This is a genomic window from Streptomyces sp. NPDC001843, assembly GCF_042891955.1.
Taxonomy (GTDB): domain Bacteria; phylum Actinomycetota; class Actinomycetes; order Streptomycetales; family Streptomycetaceae; genus Streptomyces.
This window is the reverse complement of the sequence record NZ_JBIATQ010000022.1, coordinates 24525-43889: the sequence shown is the minus strand read 5'-3', so window position 1 is coordinate 43889 and position 19365 is coordinate 24525. Positions and strand designations below refer to the sequence as shown.

The following is a 19365-nucleotide window of genomic DNA, read 5'->3' as shown; positions in this document are numbered from 1 at the left end:
CCTCTCGGATGATGAGACAGATGGACGAGGGGTGAGACGGAAGTGAACAGACGTCTGCCCCGGCGCCGGGTCGTCGAAAAAACCGTGACCAGGTCACGGAGAGGTGAGGGAACGTCGCGACGCGAACGCCAGGAGGCGGCGTCAGCGACAGTGGATGTCGGCCACGCAGAGCGCGGTCACGCCGATGAGCGCCAGCTCGATGGCGGCGCTGCTGTCGACGGCATGACTAGACCACATGCGCAGAAATATGAACGAACTTTCGGCGCGTGTCAATGTGACGCAAGCGCTCTCTGTCAACTCTTCGGGTACGGCCAGGGATTGGGCAGGCAGTGGATCCCGTCGTGGTTCAGGAACTTGGTCTGCTGCTGCATCACCGGGGCCAGTTCACCGTCCTTGTCGCAGGTGACGTGGCCGTAGCCGAGCCGGTGGCCGACCTCGTGGTTGATGAGCATCTGACGGTAGGGGTGGATTTTGTCGCCGTATGTCTTCGAGCCCTGCGCCCAGCGGTAGGCGTTGATCATCACGCGCTCGGTGGCGGCCGAGTCGCAGGACACGTTGTCCTCGGTGGTGTCCAGACCCGACTTGGCGCACCACTCGGCGGTGGTCCCGGGGCTGGCGAGCGTGATCACGAAGTCGGCCTTGCCGGAGCCGACGCGCTCGAAGGTGCGGGCGCCTGCGTGGGCCCAACTGCGGTCGTCGTTGAGGGTTTTCTGCACGGCCTCGGCGAAGAGTTCGCCGTCCAGGCCGAGTCCCTGCTCGATGTCGACGCGGTAGGTGTACTTCCGCCCCTTGCCGGGGGCCTTGTCCGCGCCGGGGACCGCGTCGAACTTCCCCGGGCCTTTCAGGGTGGCGCTCAGCGGGTACTTCTCGCTCATCTTCTGCGCATACGTCAGCGTCGCCACGCCCGGAGCCGCGGAGGTTCCCTGCGAGGCGGAGTCGCCGGTGCCGGGGGCTTGGTCGGTGGCGGCCCCGGACCGTGCGGCGGTGCCGTCCTGGCCGTGGGTGACCTGCCCGGCCACGATCACCGCGAGCACGGTGGTGACGGCGGCCGCCGCGATGCCGGCGAACGTCCGACCCTTGGCTCCCTTCGCCTGCTTGGGCTCACCGGTCGGCGGTGCGACGTCGTCCGCGTCGGCGGTCCCGGGGGCGGGGACGTACGAATCGGCGCGCTGCCTGCCGACTCCCGGCCGGGGCGCGAAGACGCCGCCGTCCTCGTCGAAGGCGTCCAGATACTCCTTCCGGGGCCCGCCCGGACCCCCTTGTCCCGGCACGCCGGTCCCGGTCCCGGCCGCGCCGGGACGCACGGCCCGGCCCCGGAACTCGCCCCAGCCACCGCCGGGTTCCCGCTGCTCGGGGTGACCGCCACGGGCCTGGGGGCCACTGTGGCCGACGGCACCGCCGGGAACCCGCGACACACCACCGGCCTCGGTGCCGTCCGGCAGACGCGGCACACCACGGGCGGGCGTGCCGTCGGCCGGCCGCGAAGTCCCCTTCGCCGGAGTGCCGTCGGCCGCGCGCGGCGCACCCTGAGCGGGCCCGCCACCCCGGGTACGCGGCACACCACGGGCGGGCGTGCCATCCGGTGGACGCTGCACACCACGGGCAGGCGTGCCGTCGGAGAGTCGCGGAGCCCCCTTCGCGGGTGTGCCCTCGGGTACCCGCGGCCCTCGGTATGCCGGTCCCCCGCTCAGCGGGGCCCGGCGTTGTCCCGGCAGCGGCACGGGGGCGGTGTCCGGCCGGGCCCCCGGCGTCGCCGGCCGGGCCGCGCCCGGCTGGTGTCGGTCCGGCGCCGGGCCGGGCCCGGTGTCACTCCCGGCGGCGGTCTGTGCGGTTGTCTCCGCGGAGTCGGCGTCGGGCGCCTTCCCGCGGCGGCTGTGGCGTCCCACGTCGCCCCTCAGCCCCCCGTACCCGTGACGGCGCTGTCGCCCCCGGCATCCGCACCGGTGGCGCCCGCGGCTCCCGAGCCCGGGCCCGAGCCCGCGGCAGCACCCCGAACCGGCCCCAGGTCCCCGACCTCGGCGAGGAGTTCCCGGACCGCCGCGCCCACCGTCTCCGGGTACTCCATCATCGCCACGTGCCCGGCGTCCGGCAGGGACAGCAGACGGGAGTCACGGAAGGCACGGGCCGCCTTCTGGGCCATGCGGTAGCCGACCAGCTGGTCACGGCCGCCGTAGATCAGCAGCGTCGGGGCGAGGACCCGCTCGGCCTGGCGCCACAGGCCGTGCTGGCCGCCGAGCGTGTAGGCGTTCACGATGCCGCGCGCGGAGCGCGTCATGGCGTCCCAGAAGTACGGCAGCCGCAGCCGCCGCTCGAGCTCCTCCACGGCGTGCCGGAACGCCTCGGGCGACACCCGCCCGGGGTCCCCGTAGCACAGGGCCATGACGCCGCGGACGCGCTGCTCGGCCGTCCACTCCTTGGTGAACCGGGTGAAGAGCGCGGCGACGCCGGGCACGCCCAGCAGCCCGGTCGGCACCGCGGTCCGCTGCACACGCAGTTCGGGGAGGGCGGGCGAGACCAGGGTGAGGGTCCGTACGAGATCGGGCCGGACGGCGGCCACGCGCGTGGCGACCGCGCCGCCCAGGGAGTTGCCGAAGAGGTGGACGGGACCGCGCCCGGCCGCGTCGAGATGGCGGATCACCGCGCGCGCGTGCGCGGTGACGGAGTAGTCGCCGTCGTCCGGTGGCGGGGAGTCCCCGAAGCCCGGGAGGTCGACCGCCTCGCCGTCGAGGACGCCGTCGAGCTCGAGCATCAGGGCCGACCAGTTCTGCGAGGAACCGCCGAGCCCGTGGACGTACAGCGCGGGCGGCAGCCCCTCGCGCGCGGGCGGCCGTGACCGGACGGTCAGCGTGACCCCCGGCAGTCTTACCGACCTGAGCCGCTCGCCCTCCGCGACCCTGACGGGCGACACCCTCGGAAGGACGCTCGCGGCCGGGACGGACGGCAATTCGGTCGAAGACATGCGGCAATGTTACGAGACGATCACGTAGTGGTTCATGTGTTCGCCGTCACAGAGTGGAACGTTCCTCCCCGGTCAGTCACTGGTGAGCCGCACAACGATCGGCGGCACACGGCATAGCGCCCACATCGGGTGTCTCCTACGCTCTTACACAGGGCACCCGCATGTGGCCCCTGCTGATTCCAGGGACGTTCGAGGAAGGGAGCCCACCATGGCCTATGACCCCACCGATCCCGAGACCTTCGAGGATCACGAGGCCGAGAACGGCCTCACGGAGATCGACGTCGAGGCCCCCGAGGGCGACGCCGCCGAGCAGCACGCGGACATCGCCCCCGCCCACGACGACCCCCTCACCGGCGTGGACCCGGACCGCGCGAACGAGGCGGACCTCGTCGAACAGGCACGGGTCGTCACCCTCGACGAGGACGACTACCGCTGACCGGCGGCCGGCCATCGGCGCCCCGGTCCACGGCGACCTGCCCTGTTTAGGGGCGTCCGTACGTCTTTCGCCGGCGTCCGGTACGTGAAATTCTGCGCTCTCACCGCGCACAGCACGGTTACCGAAAAGTACGATGGCCGCGCGGCGCACACCGCATGTGGACGTGATTTTGGAGGCGGCGTGACAGCCATCGAGCAGACAGAGGCGGCACGCCCGCGGGGCACTCGCCTGCCGCGCCGTGCCCGCCGGAACCAGCTCCTGGGTGCCGCCCAGGAGGTCTTCGTGGCCCAGGGGTACCACGCGGCCGCCATGGACGACATCGCCGAGCGCGCCGGGGTCAGCAAGCCGGTGCTCTACCAGCACTTCCCGGGCAAGCTCGACCTCTATCTCGCCCTGCTGGACCAGCACTGCGAGTCGCTGATCCAGGCCGTGCGGAACGCGCTGGCGTCGACGTCCGACAACAAGCAGCGCGTCCGGGCGACGATGGACGCCTACTTCGCGTACGTGGAGGACGACGGCGGCGCCTTCCGCCTGGTCTTCGAGTCGGACCTGACGAACGAGCCCGCGGTGCGCGAGCGCGTCGACAAGGTCACGAACGAGTGTGCCGAGGCGATCTGCGACGTGATCGCCGAGGACACCGGCCTGTCGCGGCCCGAGTCGATGCTGCTGGCCTCCGGTCTCGGCGGCCTCGCCCAGGTGGTGGCACGCTCCTGGCTGCACAGCGACCGCAGCGTCCCGCGCGATCAGGCGGTGCAGCTGCTGACCTCGCTGGCCTGGCGGGGCATCGCGGGCTTCCCGCTGCACGGCATCGAGCACCACTAGGACCACGTGCCTCCGCGGCATCACACGCTTCGGGGCGTTTGTTCCCGCGTGCTGTTCGCTCCTGGCGTTCTCGCCCGGAGCATGCGGGTCCCCTCACCGGGCTAATGTGTGCTGGGTACGGCGCGGAAGGTCGCGCACTCACTGACCGTCGGAGGGACATAGCCGTGGAGGTCAAGATCGGCGTGCAGCACGCGCCCCGCGAGATCGTTCTGGAGAGCGGTCAGAGCGCGGAGGAGGTCGAGCGCGTGGTGGCCGAGGCGCTGGCCGGGAAGACGCAGCTGCTGAGCCTCGAGGACGAGAAGGGCCGCAAGGTCCTGGTCCCGGCGGACCGTCTCGCGTACGTGGAGCTCGGCGAGCCGACGGTCCGCAAGGTGGGTTTCGGCCCGCTGTAGTCCGTACGCGGGAGACGCCCTGAGCGCAGTGTGAAGGGCCCGGTGGCCGGTCGCCGCCGGGCCCTTCATCATGTCCGCGCACGGACCCACGAAGCCTGCACAGGACGCACACAGCGAGGATTGCATTCCGCAGGTCACGGGTATGACGGGCTACGACCGTGAAGCGCAGCCGGCCGTGTGGGAGGGACCCCCGTCATGATCTTGGAAGCTCTCGGCTCCGCCCTGATCGGTCTGGGACTCGCCTGGGCCGCGGCGCACCGACTGGCGCACCGGCTGCCGGCCCGCGCCCTGGTGTTCGGCACGGGCGTCGCCGGAGCCCTCTTCGGTGACTTCGTCACGCACAGCGCGCTGGGCACCGGCACCGTCCTGCCGAGCCTGCTCGGTGCGGCGGTCGTCTCCGCGGCCTCGCTCTCGCTGCTGCTGCGCCCGGCGGGCCGCCTGCGCCGACGATCGGCGCCGGCGTAGCCGGCGACCGGCGGGGGCGCGGCCACCGGCACGGCCGGGACCGCGCCCGACGAAGGGCTGGGCCTGTCCTGCGGATCAGGTCGCAGGAAACGGGCAGTGCCTCATCGGTGCTGGTGAGCGGGGCTTGGTGCGTCCAGCTGCAAGGCGGAGGAGGGCGTCGACGCGATGGGGGTCCCCCCGCTCGAGCGAAGCCGAGAGTGGGGGAGGGCGTGCCAAGCCGCGCGTCTGCGACGTGATCCGCCGGACAGGCCCTAGGCCGCCAGGCCCAGGGCCGCCATCCGCTTGGTGTGGCCCTCGGTGATGCGGGAGAACATCTTGCCGACCTCGGCGAGGTCGAAGCCGTCCGCGACGCCGCCGACCAGCATCGTGGACAGCGCGTCCCGGTCGGCGACGACCCGCTGGGACTGCGACAGGGCCTCGCCCATCAGACGCCTCGCCCACAGGGCGAGGCGGCCGCCGACGCGCGGGTCCGCGTCGATCGCGGCGCGCACCTTCTCCACCGCGAAGCCGGCGTGCCCGGTGTCGTCGAGGACGGCCAGCACCAGCTCACGGGTGTCGGAGTCGAGGCGGGCCGCGACCTCGCGGTAGAAGTCGCTGGCGATCGAGTCGCCGACGTACGCCTTGACCAGGCCCTCCAGCCAGTCCGAGGGCGCGGTCTGCTTGTGGAAGCCGTCCAGTGCCGCGACGAACGGCTCCATGGCCGGGGTCGGCTCCGCGCCGATCTCCGTGAGCCGGTCCCGCAGCCGCTCGAAGTGGTGGAACTCCGCCGATGCCATCTTCGCCAGCTCCGCCTTGTCCTCCAGGGTGGGCGCCAGCTTGGCGTCCTCCGCGAGCCGCTCGAACGCCGCGAGCTCTCCGTAGGCGAGCGCGCCGAGCAGGTCCACGACCGCGGCGCGGTACTGCGGGTCGGCGGAGGCCTTGGCCCAGTCCTGGGCGGCGACCCCGGTGTGTTCGGCGGTGGCGTTGTCAGGCTTGTCAGAGCTCGTCATGAAGCGCACAATAACCCGCTCGCCGCCCGTAGGAAGCCCCTGGTCAACCAGTGTGACGACGACGACGTGACCGAATCGGCCATCGCATGTGCGCGAATCCGGGGTATGGTGGTATTGCGCCTGCTGGATACGCCGACCTTTCTCGACGTACCTCGACAGGCCGCACGCATGAGGATGCCCGGTCGGTGGCCCGATCGGCTCCGACCCGACAGCCCTCCCGGCCGTACAGCTCGACGCTTACGACAACCGGAGGGACCCTCAAGCGGTTCGAGCGCTAGAGCGTCGGCAGAGGTCCCGTGCCACGGCTTGCCCATGGCGGTTCGCCCGTACGGCAGCCGACGTCCCCGGCACGGTCCGACACGACCCCCGCGCTCGCCTCGCGCCGCACACACACAGAAGAGGCAGCACGCTGACTACGACGTTTCGAGAACTCGGAATCCTTCCCGAGACCGCCGAGGCCCTGGAGGCCGTCGGCATCACCACTCCCTTCCCCATCCAGGAGATGACGCTCCCCGTGGCCCTCTCGGGCACGGACGTCATCGGCCAGGCCAAGACCGGCACCGGCAAGACGCTGGGCTTCGGCCTTCCGCTCCTCGAGCGCGTGACCGTCCCCGCCGACGTCGAGGCCGGCCGCGCCCGGCCCGAGGCGCTCACCGACGCCCCGCAGGCGCTCGTCGTCGTCCCCACGCGCGAGCTGTGCACCCAGGTCACCAACGACCTGCTGACCGCGGGCAAGGTGCGCAACGTGCGCGTCACCGCGATCTACGGCGGCCGGGCCTACGAGCCCCAGGTGGAGGCCCTCAAGAAGGGCGTCGACGTGGTCGTCGGCACCCCGGGCCGGCTGCTGGACCTGGCCGGGCAGCGCAAGCTCGACCTGAAGCACATCAAGAGCCTGGTCCTCGACGAGGCCGACGAGATGCTCGACCTGGGCTTCCTGCCCGACGTCGAGAAGATCATCAACATGCTCCCGGTCAAGCGCCAGACCATGCTCTTCTCGGCCACCATGCCGGGCGCGGTCATCGGCCTCGCGCGCCGCTACATGTCCCAGCCCACCCACATCCGCGCCACCGCGCCGGACGACACGGGTGCGACCGTCGCGAACACCAAGCAGTTCGTCTACCGCGCGCACTCCATGGACAAGCCGGAGATGGTCGCCCGCATCCTGCAGGCCGAGGGCCGCGGACTGGCGATGATCTTCTGCCGCACCAAGCGCACGGCGGCCGACATCGCCGAGCAGCTGCAGCACCGCGGGTTCGCCTCCGGCGCGGTCCACGGCGACCTCGGCCAGGGCGCCCGCGAGCAGGCGCTGCGCGCCTTCCGCAACGGCAAGGTGGACGTCCTCGTCTGCACCGACGTCGCCGCGCGCGGCATCGACGTCGAGGGCGTCACCCACGTCATCAACTACCAGTCCCCCGAGGACGAGAAGACGTACCTGCACCGCATCGGCCGGACGGGCCGCGCGGGCGCGAAGGGCACGGCGATCACGTTCGTCGACTGGGACGACATCCCGCGCTGGCAGTTGATCAACAAGGCCCTGGAGCTGGGCTTTCCCGACCCGGTGGAGACGTACTCCAGCTCTCCGCACCTGTTCTCGGACCTCGGTATCCCCGAAGGCACCAAGGGCACCCTGCCGCGCTCGGAGCGTACGCGCGCCGGGCTGGACGCGGAGGAGCTGGAGGACCTGGGCGAGACCGGCGGCCGCGGTGGACGTGGCCGCGGTGGGCGGAACGGTCGCGGTGACGCCCGTGACGGCCAGGCCCGCACGGCCGAGCGCGAGCGTCCGGCGCGTACGCCGCGCCGCCGCCGCCGCACGCGCGGTGGCGCCGCGCTGGAGTCCGCGCCCGGCGCGGCTCCGGTCGAGTCGGCGTCGCCGGCCGCCGAGGCGGTCACGGCGGAGGAGACGACCGCTCCGCGTACGCTGCGCCGCCGTCGCCGTACCCGCGGCGGGGCTCCGGCGGAGGCGGCACCGGCCGTCGAGACGCCGGTGACCGAGGCCGCCCCAGCCGCTGAGGCCGCCGTTGCGACGGCGGAGGGCGAGGCCACTGCCGACGCCGCCGAGAAGCCGCGCCGCCGCCGCACCCGCAAGTCGGCGGAACCGGTCGTGGCACCGGCCGAGGAGACGCCCACGGTCGAGGCCGCGGTGACCCCCGTCGTGGAGACGCCGGAGGAGAAGCCGCGCCGCCGCACCCGCAAGACGGCGGCCGCCGCCGAGGCAGCGGTCGACACCGCCGAGGCCACCGAGACCAAGCCCACGGCACGCCGCACCCGCAAGACGGCAGCCGCCGCCGAGCCCACGGTCGACACCGCCGAAGCCACCGAGGCCAAGCCGCGCCGCCGCACCCGCAAGGCCGCCGAGGCAGCGGTCGACACGGCCGAGGCCACGGAAGCCAAGCCACGCCGCACCCGCAAGACCGCGGCGACCACCCCCGAGGCACCCGCCGAAGCCGAGGCCAAGCCCACGGCACGCCGCACCCGCAAGACGGCAGCCACCGCCGAGGCAGCGGTCGACACGGCCGAGGCCACGGAAGCCAAGCCGCGCCGCACCCGCAAGACCGCGGCAACCGCCCCCGAGGCACCCGCCGAAGCCGAGGCCAAGCCCACGGCACGCCGCACCCGCAAGACGGCGGCCACCACCGAGGCAGCGGTCGACACGGCCGAGGCCACGGAAGCCAAGCCGCGCCGCACCCGCAAGACCGCGGCAACCGCCCCCGAAACCGTGGTCGACACGGCCGAAGCCACCGAGGCCAAGCCGCGCCGCCGCACCCGCAAGGCCGCCGAGGCAGCGGTCGACACGGCCGAGGCAACGGAAGCCAAGCCGACGGCACGCCGCACCCGCAAGACCGCGGCGACCACCCCCGAGGCACCCGCCGAAGCCGAAGCCGAGGCCAAGCCCACGGCACGCCGCACCCGTAAGACCGCGGCCGTGGCCGAGATCCCGGCGCAGGCGAGCGAGGAGCCGGCGGTCAAGCCGCGCCGCCGTACGCGCAAGACGGCCGAGGCGGCGGTCGACACGGCCGAGGTCACGGAGCCGAAGCCCCGCCGGACCCGTAAGGCGGCGGCGGCCGTGGAGGCGCCGGAAGCCTGACCCGGCCCCGCGGAGAGGCAAGCGACGCAGTGACCGACGGCCCGGCCCACCTCGTGTGGGACCGGGCCGTCGGCGTACCGCCCTTCTACCGCTCCCGATAGCCTCTGCGCATGAGCCAGCCGCCCACCTTCGCCCCGCCTCCTGGCGCCCGCGCGTACGCGCTGCGCACCGCCCGCGGTGAGTTCGCCGTCGTCGACATGCCCGTGGTCGCCGGTGTCGAGCCCAAGGGGGTCGCGCTGCTGGTTCCCGGGTTCACCGGCAGCAAGGAGGACTTCAACCCGCTGCAGGTGCCGCTCGCGGAGCGCGGGTACCGGACCGTCGCCGTCGACGGCCGCGGCCAGTTCGAGTCCGACGGCCCGGAGCACGAGGAGTCCGCCTACGCACAGGAGGAGTTGGCGCGGGACGTGCTGGCACAGGCCGAGGCGCTCGGTACGCCGGTGCACCTGCTGGGGCACTCCCTGGGCGGTCAGATCTCCCGCGCGGCCGTCCTCGCCGACCACTCCCCCTTCCGTTCGCTCACCCTGATGGCGTCGGGGCCGGCACAGATCTCCGCCGGCCAGCAGCAGCGCGTGAAGCTGCTGCGGGACGCGCTGACCGTGATGACGATGGCTCAGGTGTGGGACGCGATCCAGGCGATGGAGCTGCCCGAGGGGACCGATGCCGGCGAGCTCGACGGCGGTCTCGACGACCGGGCGGACCTGCGGCGGCGCTGGCTTGGCAACAAGCCCGCCCAGCTCATCGCCACCGGGCGCCAGTTGTGCACCGAACCGGACCGGGTCGCCGAACTGGCCGCCGTGCCGCTGCCCTGCCATGTGCTGTCCGGCGCGGTCGACGACACCTGGCCGGTGCCGCTCCTGGACGAGATGGCCGCACGGCTCGGCGCCCACCGCACGGTCATCGAGGGCGCGGAACACTCGCCCAACACCGACCAGCCGCTCGCGACGGCCCGTGCGATCGCCGGCTTCTGGGACGGGTCCGGCTCCCTTGCCTAGTACTGCGTCCGCAGGTGCTCCCAGAAGCCGTCCCGCAGGGCGCGGCGCAGCTCTGCCTGGCCGCGCAGGGAGTACTGGAGGATGCCCTCGGCCTCGACGAGGAGGTCCTGGTCCACGGAGCCGGGCAGGTAGGGGTGGCCGGGCAGCAGCTCGACCAGGGCGTCCCGGCCCCGGGCGGCGAGCCACTTCGCCGCGATCTGGGCGCCGGTGAACCGGACGTCGTCGCGGGTGGGCCGGGCAGCGGCCGACGCGTCGTAGGCGAGGGCGGTGCGCCGGGACACGTACGGCTTGCAGAACTCGAGGTCGAAGGTGCGCTGGCTGTCGACCTCCCAGAGCAGCGGTTCGGCCTGGTTGCGGCCCTCGGGGGCCTCGATGCCCCAGAGGTGGACGCGGGCGCCGTACCCCTGCGCCGCCTCCACGGCCGACACCAGGTCCTCGTCGCCGCCGAGGAGGGCGGCGTCACTGATCGCCCGGTGCCGGGCGAGGGACTCCAGGTCGGAACGGATGAGTGAGTCGACGCCCTTCTGCTGGTTGTTGGCGTTGAGGTTGCCCAGGCGCACCTTGACGTCGGGCAGTTCGGCGATGGACTGCTGCTCGGCGGTGTGGATGCGGCGCCGGGCGCCGTCGTACCAGTAGACGCGCAGCAGCCGGCTGTCCGCGAAGATGCTGCGGGCGCGGTCGATCAGCGCGTCGATCAGGCCCTCGGCGTCGAGGTCGAAGGCGCGACGGTCCTCGGTCCCGGCCACCAGCCGACCCGCGGCAGCGTAGAGGTAGCCCGCGTCGACGAAGATCGCATGGGTCGAGGGCGTCTTCGCCACTTCGAGCAGCATGCGCTGGAGCAGTTCGTTCGTGCGGTCGATGCGGGAGCGCAGGGCCGCGAGGTCGTCGTTCATCGACTCCATTGTCCCGGCGGTCACGCTGCGAACACAACCGGTCCCGGTCAGTCTCGTGAACCGGCCCTACCGGTCAGTAGTTAGCCGTTCGAAAAATTTCTTTAGCGTAGGGAATGTTTGTAACACGCAGCTCGTTGAATACGTATGTCACGACGACACCAGTAGTTCTCCGCAGGAGGATGACCAGACGAAGGGAGAAGCCATGCGCTTCGAGATCATGCGACTCGACGAGGTCGACGGCACCACCGTGGACAGCACCGTCGTGGACGCCGCCTCCGTCAACCGGATCGTGCAGCAGGCCGCCGCCATCGGGCAGCGACTGTGGATCCGACCGGCCGAGACCCCGGCCTCATAACAGACGCAGAACACCAGACGCAGAACACCAGACGCCGAGCATCAGACGCAGAACGACAGACGCGGATCACCGCAGAAGCTTCAGAGCCCCCCTACGGCAACGCTGCCGTAGGGGGGCTCTGCGCATCGGTGGCCGTACGAGCGGCTCAGGCGCCCTTGATCACCTGCGTGACGCCGTTGATGATCTGCTGCACCGCGATCGCGGACAGCATCATGCCCGCGAGCCGCGTCACCAGGACCACGCCGCCGTCCTTGATGACCCGGATGATCAGCAGCGAGTAGCGCATCACCAGCCACAGCACGACATGGATCGCGAGTATCGCGGACCACACGGACACCTGGGCGGCGACACCGCCGGCCTTCTGCACGGCCAGGATCACGGACACGATGGCCCCGGGGCCCGCCAGCAGCGGCATGCCCAGCGGTACGAGGGCGACGTTGACGTCCTTCGTCTGCTTGGGCTCGTCCGTCTTGCCGGTGAGCAGGTCCAGCGCGATCAGCAGGAGCAGCAGCCCGCCCGCGATCATCAGCGCGGGAACGGAGACGTGCAGGTAGTTCAGGATCTGGTGGCCCAGGACACCGAACACGGCGATGACTCCGCCGGCCACACAGACCGCCTGGAAGGCCATCCGCTTCTGCACCTTGGCGGGGCGTCCGGCGGTCAGGGCCAGGAAGATCGGGGTGATCCCGGGGGGATCCATGATGACAAAAAGGGTCAGGAACAGGGAGCCGAAGACGGCGATGTCGAACATGGGTGAGGAACAGGCCTTGCTGGAAGAGGGGGAAGCGGGAAGGAGAAAGGGAAAAGGGAGGCGAACGTGAAGGGGCGGGCCGAGCTCAGGCTCCGCCGGTGCCCGGCACCGGGAACGCCCCCGTGGCACGTCGCGTGATCTCCCCGTACACCTCGGGGTCCGTCGTGTACTCGCCCAGCGCCACCGTCTTGCGGCTGCCGTGGTAGTCCGACGATCCCGTGACCAGCAGCCCCAGTTCCTTCGCCAGCCCGCGCAGCCGCGCCCGGGCGTCGGTGTCGTGGTCCATGTGGTCGACCTCGATGCCGTCGAGGCCGGCCGCGGCCATGTCGGCGATCCGGGCCTCGGGCACCGTGCGGCCCCGCTTGGCGGCGGCCGGGTGGGCGAAGACGCAGACTCCGCCCGCGCCCTTGACCAGGCGGATCGCCTCGAAGGGGTCGGTCTCGTGCTTCTCCACGAACGCCCGGCCGCCGTCGGCCAGCCACTGGTCGGTGAACGCGTCGCTCACCGTGGGCACGACACCCAGCTCGACGAGCGCGGAGGCGACGTGCGGGCGTCCGACCGAGCCGTTCCCGGCGATGCGCTCGACCTGCTCCCAGGTGACCGGCACGCCCAGCTCGTTCAGCTTGGCGATCATGCCCTTGGCCCGGGGCACCCGGTCGTCCCGGACCAGCTCGCGCTCGGCCAGCAGGGCGGGCTCCTCGGGGTCGAAGAGGTAGGCCAGCAGGTGCATGGAGATGTCGTCGACCCGGCAGGACAGCTCGGCACCGGTGACCAGGGTGAGGCCCGCGGGCAGCGCGGCGATCGCCTCGGCGTGGCCTCGGGTGGTGTCGTGGTCGGTCAGCGCGACGACGTCCAGGCCGGCCGCGGCGGCGTTCCCCACCAGTTCGGCCGGGGTGTCCGTACCGTCGGAGGCCGTGGAGTGGCAGTGCAGATCGATGCGCACGACGCGGGCTCCAGGCGGGGGCGGTTCGGAAGGGGACACCTAAGGATAGCGGCACCGAACGGTCGCCCTGTCACACCCGCAGCCCCGCTGCGCCCCCTACAGCCGGCGTTCAGGGTTCCAGCAGTCGCGGGGACAGCGCCCCGCACGGCACCAGGTCCAGCTCCGCCCCGGCGTCCCGCAGATCCGTCAGCACCAGTTCGTCGTACATCAGCAGTCCGGTCGTCTCCGGCCACACCACCGCCCACAGCCACAGCCCGAGCGCCTCGCCCGCGAAGACGGCGCGGTCGTCGGGGGTGCGGTAGACGTGCCAGAGCGGGGTCGGGCGGCCGGCCGCGAGGACCTTGGCCTGGGGCGGCTTCTCGACGTTCATGTACGGCCCCGGGTCGGGGGCGTCGATGCCCGCGTAGCGCGCGCCGAGACCGACGCCGAGCTCCTCGGCCACCAGGATCAGCTCACCGACGCCGCCGAGGGGGCCTGGTCCGGAGCAGGCCACGGCGGCGGCACGGCCACCGCTGCGGTCGTCACCCGCATACCGCACACCCGTGAACAGCCAGCCGACCGGCAGCGGCCACGGCATCCACACCGGCACCTGAGTACGGCGCACGACCACACCGAGGGCCTCGACGCTGGGCGGGATCACGGGCTGCAGGGGGTACACCGCCCCGTGCACATCGCACTGCCAGGCATCGGCGAAGAGACCGGGAGCCCTGACCCGGCCACCACACTTCGGGCAACTGGGTTCGCCCCTCATAGGGCTCCACGGTCCTACCCCTGTTGCCTCACGTCAAGGACGATCACCCGTCCGGCGCGAATCACCTGACCGGCAAGAGTTAGATGCAGCTTGCATTAATTAGCAACCCTAACCTACTATGTGTAAATACCAACTATCTGGATGGGAGAGAAAGGCATGGACACCCTCGATGCGGGAGCCGGCGGGCTCCTGCGGCAGCCCAAGGCGGTCTGGGCGACGGCCGGCGCGTCCGTCGTCGCCTTCATGGGGATCGGTCTGGTCGACCCGATCCTGCCGTCCATCGCCCAGGGTCTGAACGCCACCGCCGGCCAGGTCTCCCTGCTCTTCACCTCGTACTTCCTGATCACCGCCGCGGCGATGCTGCTCACCGGCTTCGTCTCCAGCCGCATCGGCGGCCGCAGGACCCTGCTGCTCGGCCTGGCCTTCGTGGTGGTCTTCGCGGCCCTCGCCGGCACGTCGGGCTCGGTCGCCGAGCTCGTCGGGTTCCGGGCCGGCTGGGGACTGGGCAACGCCCTGTTCGTGTCGACGGCCCTCGCGGTCATCGTCGGCGCGGCGGCCGGCGGCAGCGCCGCCGCGATCCTGCTGTACGAGTCCGCCCTGGGCCTCGGCATGGCCTGCGGCCCGCTGCTGGGCGCGGCCCTCGGCAACGCCAGCTGGCGCTACCCCTTCTTCGGCACGGCCGCGCTGATGGCGATCGGCTTCCTGTGCATCACGGCGTTCCTGAAGGAGCAGCCGAAGCCCGCCCGGAAGACCTCGCTCCTCGATCCGCTCAAGGCGCTCGGCCACGGCGGCCTGGCCACGGCGGCGGCCTCGGCCTTCTTCTACAACTACACGTTCTTCACCGTGCTGGCCTTCACGCCGTTCGTGCTGAACATGACCCCGTACCGTTCGGGCGCGGTGTTCTTCGCCTGGGGCCTGCTGCTCGCCGTCTTCTCGGTGCTCGTGGCACCGCGCCTGCAGGAGCGGTTCGGCTCGCTCAAGGTGCTCGGCGGCTCGCTGGTGCTGCTCGCGGTGGACGTGCTCGTCCTCGGCTACGGCGGCCACACCGCCGCCATCGTCTGCACGATCCTGTCCGGCGCCTTCATCGGCCTGAACAACACGGTCTACACCGAGCTGGCCCTCGGCGTGTCGGACGCGCCGCGCCCGGTGGCGAGCGCGGGCTACAACTTCGTGCGGTGGTTCGCGGCCGCGGCGGCGCCCTACTTCGCGCCGAAGATCGAGGAGTGGACCGACATCCACATCCCGTTCGTGGCCGCGGCGGTCACCGCGGTGCTGGCCGCGCTGGTCGTCCTCGTGCGGCGCCACGCCCTCACTCACGAAGCAGAGGAACTGGAGCCGCGGCACGCCACCGAGGACAGCGTCACCGTCTTCGCCAACTGACCGCCCACCGAAGGGGCTTGGTGAGCTTGCTCACTCCAGCGGGACGGACCTGCGGGAAGGATCCCTCAGGTCCGTCCCGTTCGTCAGCCAGCGCTCCTGGAGGGCCTGCGCGCCGTGCACCCGCTTCCAGGCGGCCTCGTTCGGGGTCATCGGCAGCAGGGGCAGGAACCGCACCGGGTCCATGGGGTCGTCGAGCCGCAGGTCCTCGACCAGACCGCCCGGCTCGCCGACCAGCACCGAGGTGAACGGGGCGCCGGGCCACAGCGGCTCACCCACGTCCAGCGAGGCGCCCGGGGCCACCACCACGCCCTCCACCTGCGGGGACGCGCCGAGCACGGCCAGCGGGCGGAGCACCTTGTCGGTTTCCGCCAGACCTGCGCGCACCGACAGGACCAGCTCGGCGCGGGGGCCCTTCACGGGGTCGGCGAGCATCGCCGTGGGGTCCGTCATGGGGTGCGCGGACATGCCCAGCGTGGCGTAGCGGACGACGTCCCCCTCCTGGAAGCGGAGGACCTCGATGCGGTCCGTGCCGAGAAAGGTGACCGCGGCGCGCGCGTCCGGTTCACCCAGCGCGGTGCTCAACCGTGCCTCGACCAGAGGAAGAACATCAACCATGCGGTGAGCATAGAACTCGTCAGCAGCGGGCAAAGCGGCGCCTTGACACTTCGGGCGGCTGATACTCTGAGCCGGTGGTTCGGGGCAGCACGCAGAAGCGTGGCTATCGGGTCCCGACGCCGACGAGACTCCCTTACGAGGGACCGGCCGGAGGAGGTGGGGCTGTCATGGATCGAAGTCGACCGTGCAGTACCACTCGCTCTTCCGGCTGCTGATTCTGTTTCTGGCTGGCTGCCGCCTTCACGTTCGCGTCGTCGTTCGGTCGTCGTTCGGCCGTCGTTCGGAAGAGCACTTCATTCGCTTTGCCTGATCTGCCTGATCTCCATCAGTTCTGCATCAGTAGCGAAGACGCCACCGCGACGGTGCGGTGCTCCCCGCTTTGTGGACGTGCCAAACATCCGCGGTGAAAACGTCCTCATTCCGGGTAGTTCCACTCGCCGCCGGCGGTCTTTCGTTGCTCGCCCGCGAAGGAGCCTGCCCATGTCGATGATCCGCGATCTGCGTGCCGTCGTCCGCCCCTCCCGCGTCTCGCTGCGCAAGGACGCCGGCGTGTACGACACCACCCGTGACCCCGCCACGCCGTCGGCCGTCGTCGACTGCGCCGTCTACCGCGACGGTTCCCGCGTGGACTTCGGCAAGTCGCCGACGCCGCAGGAGGCGATGCGCCAGGTGCGGCGCGACGGGGGCTTCGTGTGGATCGGGCTGCACGAGCCGACCGAGGCCGAATTCGCCGGAATCGCCGCCGAGTTCGGGCTGCACCCGCTGGCCGTCGAGGACGCCGTGCAGGCGCACCAGCGGCCCAAGCTGGAGCGCTACGACGACTCGCTCTTCACCGTCTTCAAGACCATCCACTACGTCGAGCACGACCGGCTCACCGGCGACAGCGAGGTCGTGGAGACCGGCGAGGTCATGTGCTTCACCGGCCGGGACTTCTTCATCACCGTCCGGCACGGCGGCCAGGGCTCGCTGCGGGCCCTGCGGCACCGGCTGCAGGACGACCCCGAGTTGCTCGCCAAGGGCCCCTCGGCGGTGCTGCACGCCATCGCCGACCACGTCGTCGACGGGTACATCGCGGTGGCCGACGCCGTGCAGGACGACATCGACGAGGTGGAGACCGAGGTCTTCTCGCCCGGCCGCAAGGGCGGGGTGTCACGCGGTGTGGACTCGGCCCGGATCTACCAACTCAAGCGCGAGGTACTGGAGTTCAAGCGCGCGGTGTCGCCGCTGCTGCGGCCCCTGCAGCTGCTGAGCGAGCGTCCGATGCGGCTGATCGACCCCGACATCCAGAAGTACTTCCGGGACGTCGCCGACCACCTCGCCCGGGTCCAGGAGCAGGTGCTGGGCTTCGACGAGCTGCTGAACTCCATCCTGCAGGCCAACCTCGCGCAGGCGTCCGTCGCACAGAACGAGGACATGCGGAAGATCACGGCCTGGGCCGCGATCATCGCCGTGCCGACGATGGTGTGCGGGGTGTACGGCATGAACTTCAGGTACATGCCCGAGCTGCACTGGAAGTACGGCTACCCGGTGATCATGGGCATCACGGTGGTCATCTGCCTCGGCATCCACCGCACCCTGAAGCGCAACGGCTGGCTGTAGGGAGTGTCTTGTGGATCAGGCCGGTCTGGACCGACGGCGCCTTCCAGTCACCCCGCGACCCCGGCATGATCCACAAGACACCCCCTAGTCTAGGCACCGCATGGATAGGCTGGGCGCATGACAAGCGCGGAGCTGCTCGACCGGGCCCTCGTCGAGGAGGCCACGAAGAAGTCCGGCCTCATCTGGGTCAAGGGCGCCGGCTCCCCTGCCGCGCGTGCGCTGTGGCACGTGTGGCACGAGGGTGCCGTGTGCCTGGTCGGCGACGGGCCCGGGGAGCAGCCGCTGCCCGGCCTGACCGACGGCGGCTCGGCCGAGGTCACCGTGCGCAGCAAGGACAAGGGCGGCCGGCTGGTCACCTGGACGGCCACCGTGTGCGAGCTCGCGCCCGGCTCCGAGGCGTGGGAGGCGGCGGTCGCCGAGCTGAAGGGCAAGCGGCTGAACGCACCGGACGGCGAGGCGATGACGCGGCGCTGGCTCAGCGAGTGCCGGGTGCTCCGCCTGGTTCCGGCGGGGACGTCGGTGCCGTTGCCCTCGGGCAGCCTGGCCGAGCCGCCGGTGCCGACGCCCGCGACGACGCGTCGGCCGATCCCGGCGGGGTTGCCGCGGCTGCTCTCGCGGCGACGCAAGGGCAAGTAGCGGGGCGGGGCACGGTTCGGCATCGCCGGCGACCACCGTGGTGACCGAGCGGCGTCGCGGCGGGAGTTTTCCGACCGGCGGTCGGACAGTGCTGGCCGACGGAAGTTCCGACCGGCGGTCGAACAGGCCCGGCAAACGGCCACGGCCACCGGCCCGGGAAAGTCCGCCGCGACGGCGATCAGTCCCGACGGCGGCGTCCGGCGGTGCCGAACCGACCGCCACCCGCCCGGCAGGGCCACGGCAGGCCCCCGCCCCCTACGACGTCGGCAGCTGCCTGCCGTAGTCCACCGTCTCCCCCTTGGCCGGTTGCGCGACCGAGAAGTCCTTCTCCCAGTCCGAGAAGCGGAGCGTCCCCGCTCCGCCGCCGCGGACCAGGCGGAGCGGATACGGCTTGCCCTCCAGGGAGACGTCCAGCGTGCCGCCGGAGCCCTTGTCGCCGGTGATGCGGACGGTACGGACGCCGGACTGCTCGTAGCGCCCGTCCTTCGCCAGCGTGCCGTGCAGGGCCAGCAGTCCGGAGAGGAGGAGGTCCTTGTCCGTGAAACCGCTGAACTTCTTGTACGCGGGGTCGCGCGTCGGCACCCTGACGTACTTGCCGTCGAGCTTGCCCACGGCGCCCGCGGTGCCGTCGCTGCCGTCGGCGTGGTTCCAGAAATCCGCGTTCGCCTTCAGATACAGCTGCTTGCCGACCCGCAGCAGCCGGAAGGCCGCCCCCTGCGACGTGACCGACCCGGTGCCGCCGTCGTCCTTCAGCCGCATGTCGAGCGTGTACGTGCGCCCGCTGGTGACCACGGTCCCCGACAGCCGTACCGCCCCCGCGGACCTGGCCGCCGTCAGCGCCTGGGACTGGATCCGGTCCGGGCCGAGCTTCCCCACCCCGTTGGTGCCCGCGTCCGGATCCTCGCTGCTGCACCCCGCGAGCGCCGCCCCTGTCATGACCAGTGCGCACGTCGCGCTCACCAGCGCGGCCCGGCGGGTACGGCCCTGGGCAATCGCAGTCACAGGTGGGGCTGCCTTTCTGACGGGTCCTGAGCGGCGTACGGCAGCGTACCGGGGCGCCGGACCGCGGGCGGAGCCGGTCCGTCCGGACCGTCCGCCGGCGCACCCGCCATCGGGACGGGCTAGCCTGAAGCCCACCCGAGCGGGCAATTCGGAAAAGGAGCGCATCTAGGGGGTGTCCTGTGGATCATGCCGAGGTCGCGGGGTCTGGCACGCACATCTGCCGTGTTGTCGTCGGTTGCCAACGCTCCGCGTTGGCGCCCTCCTCCGCCTTGCAGCTGCACGCACCAGACCCCGCTCGGC

20 protein-coding genes are annotated in these 19365 nt (G+C 71.7%); 10 read left to right on the top strand and 10 right to left on the bottom strand.

All coding sequences use genetic code 11. The annotated features are described in order from the left end of the window. Positions 1–141: 141 nt before the first annotated feature. The 3 genes from ACFYZQ_RS36740 to ACFYZQ_RS36730 are packed head-to-tail and all read right to left on the bottom strand — an operon-like array spanning position 142 to position 2959. On the bottom strand, positions 142–237 hold the full coding sequence (locus ACFYZQ_RS36740; RefSeq protein ID WP_338058722.1) for an Ms4533A family Cys-rich leader peptide: 96 nt from the start codon (positions 235–237) through the stop codon (positions 142–144). A 56-nt stretch (positions 238–293) separates the two neighbouring features. Beyond that, positions 294–1886 carry a DUF3152 domain-containing protein gene (locus tag ACFYZQ_RS36735; protein WP_389157716.1) on the bottom strand — a complete coding sequence of 531 codons (1593 nt, stop codon included), beginning with the start codon at positions 1884–1886 and terminating at the stop codon, positions 294–296. Between the two features lie 8 nt (positions 1887–1894). Further along, the gene (locus ACFYZQ_RS36730) at positions 1895–2959 is read right to left on the bottom strand and encodes an alpha/beta fold hydrolase (RefSeq protein ID WP_389157713.1); all 1065 of its coding nucleotides are present in this window, start codon (positions 2957–2959) and stop codon (positions 1895–1897) included. 208 nt (positions 2960–3167) lie between these two features. Between ACFYZQ_RS36730 and ACFYZQ_RS36725 the strand changes: the two genes are divergently transcribed. The 4 genes from ACFYZQ_RS36725 to ACFYZQ_RS36710 all read left to right on the top strand — a co-directional run bounded on the left by ACFYZQ_RS36725 (position 3168) and on the right by ACFYZQ_RS36710 (position 5074). Next, on the top strand, positions 3168–3395 hold the full coding sequence (locus ACFYZQ_RS36725) for a hypothetical protein (RefSeq protein ID WP_389157710.1): 228 nt from the start codon (positions 3168–3170) through the stop codon (positions 3393–3395). 180 nt (positions 3396–3575) lie between these two features. Next, positions 3576–4217 carry a TetR/AcrR family transcriptional regulator gene (locus tag ACFYZQ_RS36720; protein ID WP_389157707.1) on the top strand — a complete coding sequence of 214 codons (642 nt, stop codon included), beginning with the start codon at positions 3576–3578 and terminating at the stop codon, positions 4215–4217. 164 nt (positions 4218–4381) lie between these two features. Continuing rightward, positions 4382–4609 (top strand): DUF3107 domain-containing protein, encoded by a 228-nt coding sequence (locus tag ACFYZQ_RS36715; RefSeq protein ID WP_355936001.1) that lies wholly within the window; start codon positions 4382–4384, stop codon positions 4607–4609. Between the two features lie 195 nt (positions 4610–4804). Beyond that, on the top strand, positions 4805–5074 hold the full coding sequence (locus tag ACFYZQ_RS36710) for a hypothetical protein (protein ID WP_389157704.1): 270 nt from the start codon (positions 4805–4807) through the stop codon (positions 5072–5074). Positions 5075–5325: 251 nt separating this feature from the next. Here the strand turns inward: ACFYZQ_RS36710 and ACFYZQ_RS36705 are convergent, their stop codons facing one another. Then, positions 5326–6072 carry a ferritin-like domain-containing protein gene (locus tag ACFYZQ_RS36705; protein WP_389157701.1) on the bottom strand — a complete coding sequence of 249 codons (747 nt, stop codon included), beginning with the start codon at positions 6070–6072 and terminating at the stop codon, positions 5326–5328. A 493-nt stretch (positions 6073–6565) separates the two neighbouring features. On the opposite strand from ACFYZQ_RS36705, the gene ACFYZQ_RS36700 reads away from it, so the two are divergent. Together ACFYZQ_RS36700 and ACFYZQ_RS36695 are read left to right on the top strand one after the other, a co-directional pair. Further along, entirely contained in the window at positions 6566–9148 is a 2583-nt protein-coding gene (locus ACFYZQ_RS36700) for a DEAD/DEAH box helicase (protein WP_389157699.1), read from the top strand. A 110-nt stretch (positions 9149–9258) separates the two neighbouring features. Continuing rightward, positions 9259–10140 carry an alpha/beta fold hydrolase gene (locus ACFYZQ_RS36695; protein ID WP_389157696.1) on the top strand — a complete coding sequence of 294 codons (882 nt, stop codon included), beginning with the start codon at positions 9259–9261 and terminating at the stop codon, positions 10138–10140. Here ACFYZQ_RS36695 and ACFYZQ_RS36690 read toward each other — a convergent pair. Next, a complete protein-coding gene (locus tag ACFYZQ_RS36690) occupies positions 10137–11042 on the bottom strand; it encodes an NYN domain-containing protein (protein WP_389157839.1) in 906 nt (301 codons plus the stop codon). The two genes, ACFYZQ_RS36695 and ACFYZQ_RS36690, sit on opposite strands and share 4 nt — an antisense overlap. A gap of 193 nt (positions 11043–11235) precedes the next feature. Here ACFYZQ_RS36690 and ACFYZQ_RS36685 point away from each other — a divergent pair, with 193 nt between their 5' ends. Beyond that, entirely contained in the window at positions 11236–11388 is a 153-nt protein-coding gene (locus ACFYZQ_RS36685; protein ID WP_330337947.1) for a hypothetical protein, read from the top strand. A 145-nt stretch (positions 11389–11533) separates the two neighbouring features. On the opposite strand, the gene ACFYZQ_RS36680 is transcribed toward ACFYZQ_RS36685, so the two are convergent. The 3 genes from ACFYZQ_RS36680 to ACFYZQ_RS36670 all read right to left on the bottom strand — a co-directional run bounded on the left by ACFYZQ_RS36680 (position 11534) and on the right by ACFYZQ_RS36670 (position 13833). Beyond that, complete coding sequence (locus ACFYZQ_RS36680) at positions 11534–12139, bottom strand: MarC family protein (RefSeq protein WP_389157693.1); 606 nt, start codon at positions 12137–12139, stop codon at positions 11534–11536. An 85-nt stretch (positions 12140–12224) separates the two neighbouring features. Next, positions 12225–13082: a PHP domain-containing protein gene (locus ACFYZQ_RS36675; RefSeq protein ID WP_389157690.1), complete on the bottom strand. Its 858-nt coding sequence runs from the start codon at positions 13080–13082 to the stop codon at positions 12225–12227. 109 nt (positions 13083–13191) lie between these two features. Then, complete coding sequence (locus ACFYZQ_RS36670) at positions 13192–13833, bottom strand: DUF6758 family protein (RefSeq protein WP_389157688.1); 642 nt, start codon at positions 13831–13833, stop codon at positions 13192–13194. A 156-nt stretch (positions 13834–13989) separates the two neighbouring features. On the opposite strand from ACFYZQ_RS36670, the gene ACFYZQ_RS36665 reads away from it, so the two are divergent. Then, positions 13990–15213, top strand: coding sequence for an MFS transporter (locus ACFYZQ_RS36665; RefSeq protein ID WP_389157685.1), 1224 nt, complete (start codon positions 13990–13992; stop codon positions 15211–15213). Between the two features lie 30 nt (positions 15214–15243). On the opposite strand, the gene ACFYZQ_RS36660 is transcribed toward ACFYZQ_RS36665, so the two are convergent. Then, positions 15244–15828 carry a suppressor of fused domain protein gene (locus ACFYZQ_RS36660; RefSeq protein WP_389157682.1) on the bottom strand — a complete coding sequence of 195 codons (585 nt, stop codon included), beginning with the start codon at positions 15826–15828 and terminating at the stop codon, positions 15244–15246. Positions 15829–16308: 480 nt separating this feature from the next. Between ACFYZQ_RS36660 and ACFYZQ_RS36655 the strand changes: the two genes are divergently transcribed. Together ACFYZQ_RS36655 and ACFYZQ_RS36650 are read left to right on the top strand one after the other, a co-directional pair. Beyond that, positions 16309–17427, top strand: a complete 1119-nt coding sequence (locus tag ACFYZQ_RS36655) for a magnesium and cobalt transport protein CorA (RefSeq protein ID WP_389157679.1) — start codon at positions 16309–16311, stop codon at positions 17425–17427. Positions 17428–17544: 117 nt separating this feature from the next. Continuing rightward, positions 17545–18063, top strand: a complete 519-nt coding sequence (locus ACFYZQ_RS36650; protein WP_389157677.1) for a hypothetical protein — start codon at positions 17545–17547, stop codon at positions 18061–18063. A 255-nt stretch (positions 18064–18318) separates the two neighbouring features. Here ACFYZQ_RS36650 and ACFYZQ_RS36645 read toward each other — a convergent pair whose 3' ends face one another. After that, positions 18319–19065: a hypothetical protein gene (locus tag ACFYZQ_RS36645; RefSeq protein ID WP_389157674.1), complete on the bottom strand. Its 747-nt coding sequence runs from the start codon at positions 19063–19065 to the stop codon at positions 18319–18321. Between the last annotated feature and the right edge of the window lie 300 nt (positions 19066–19365).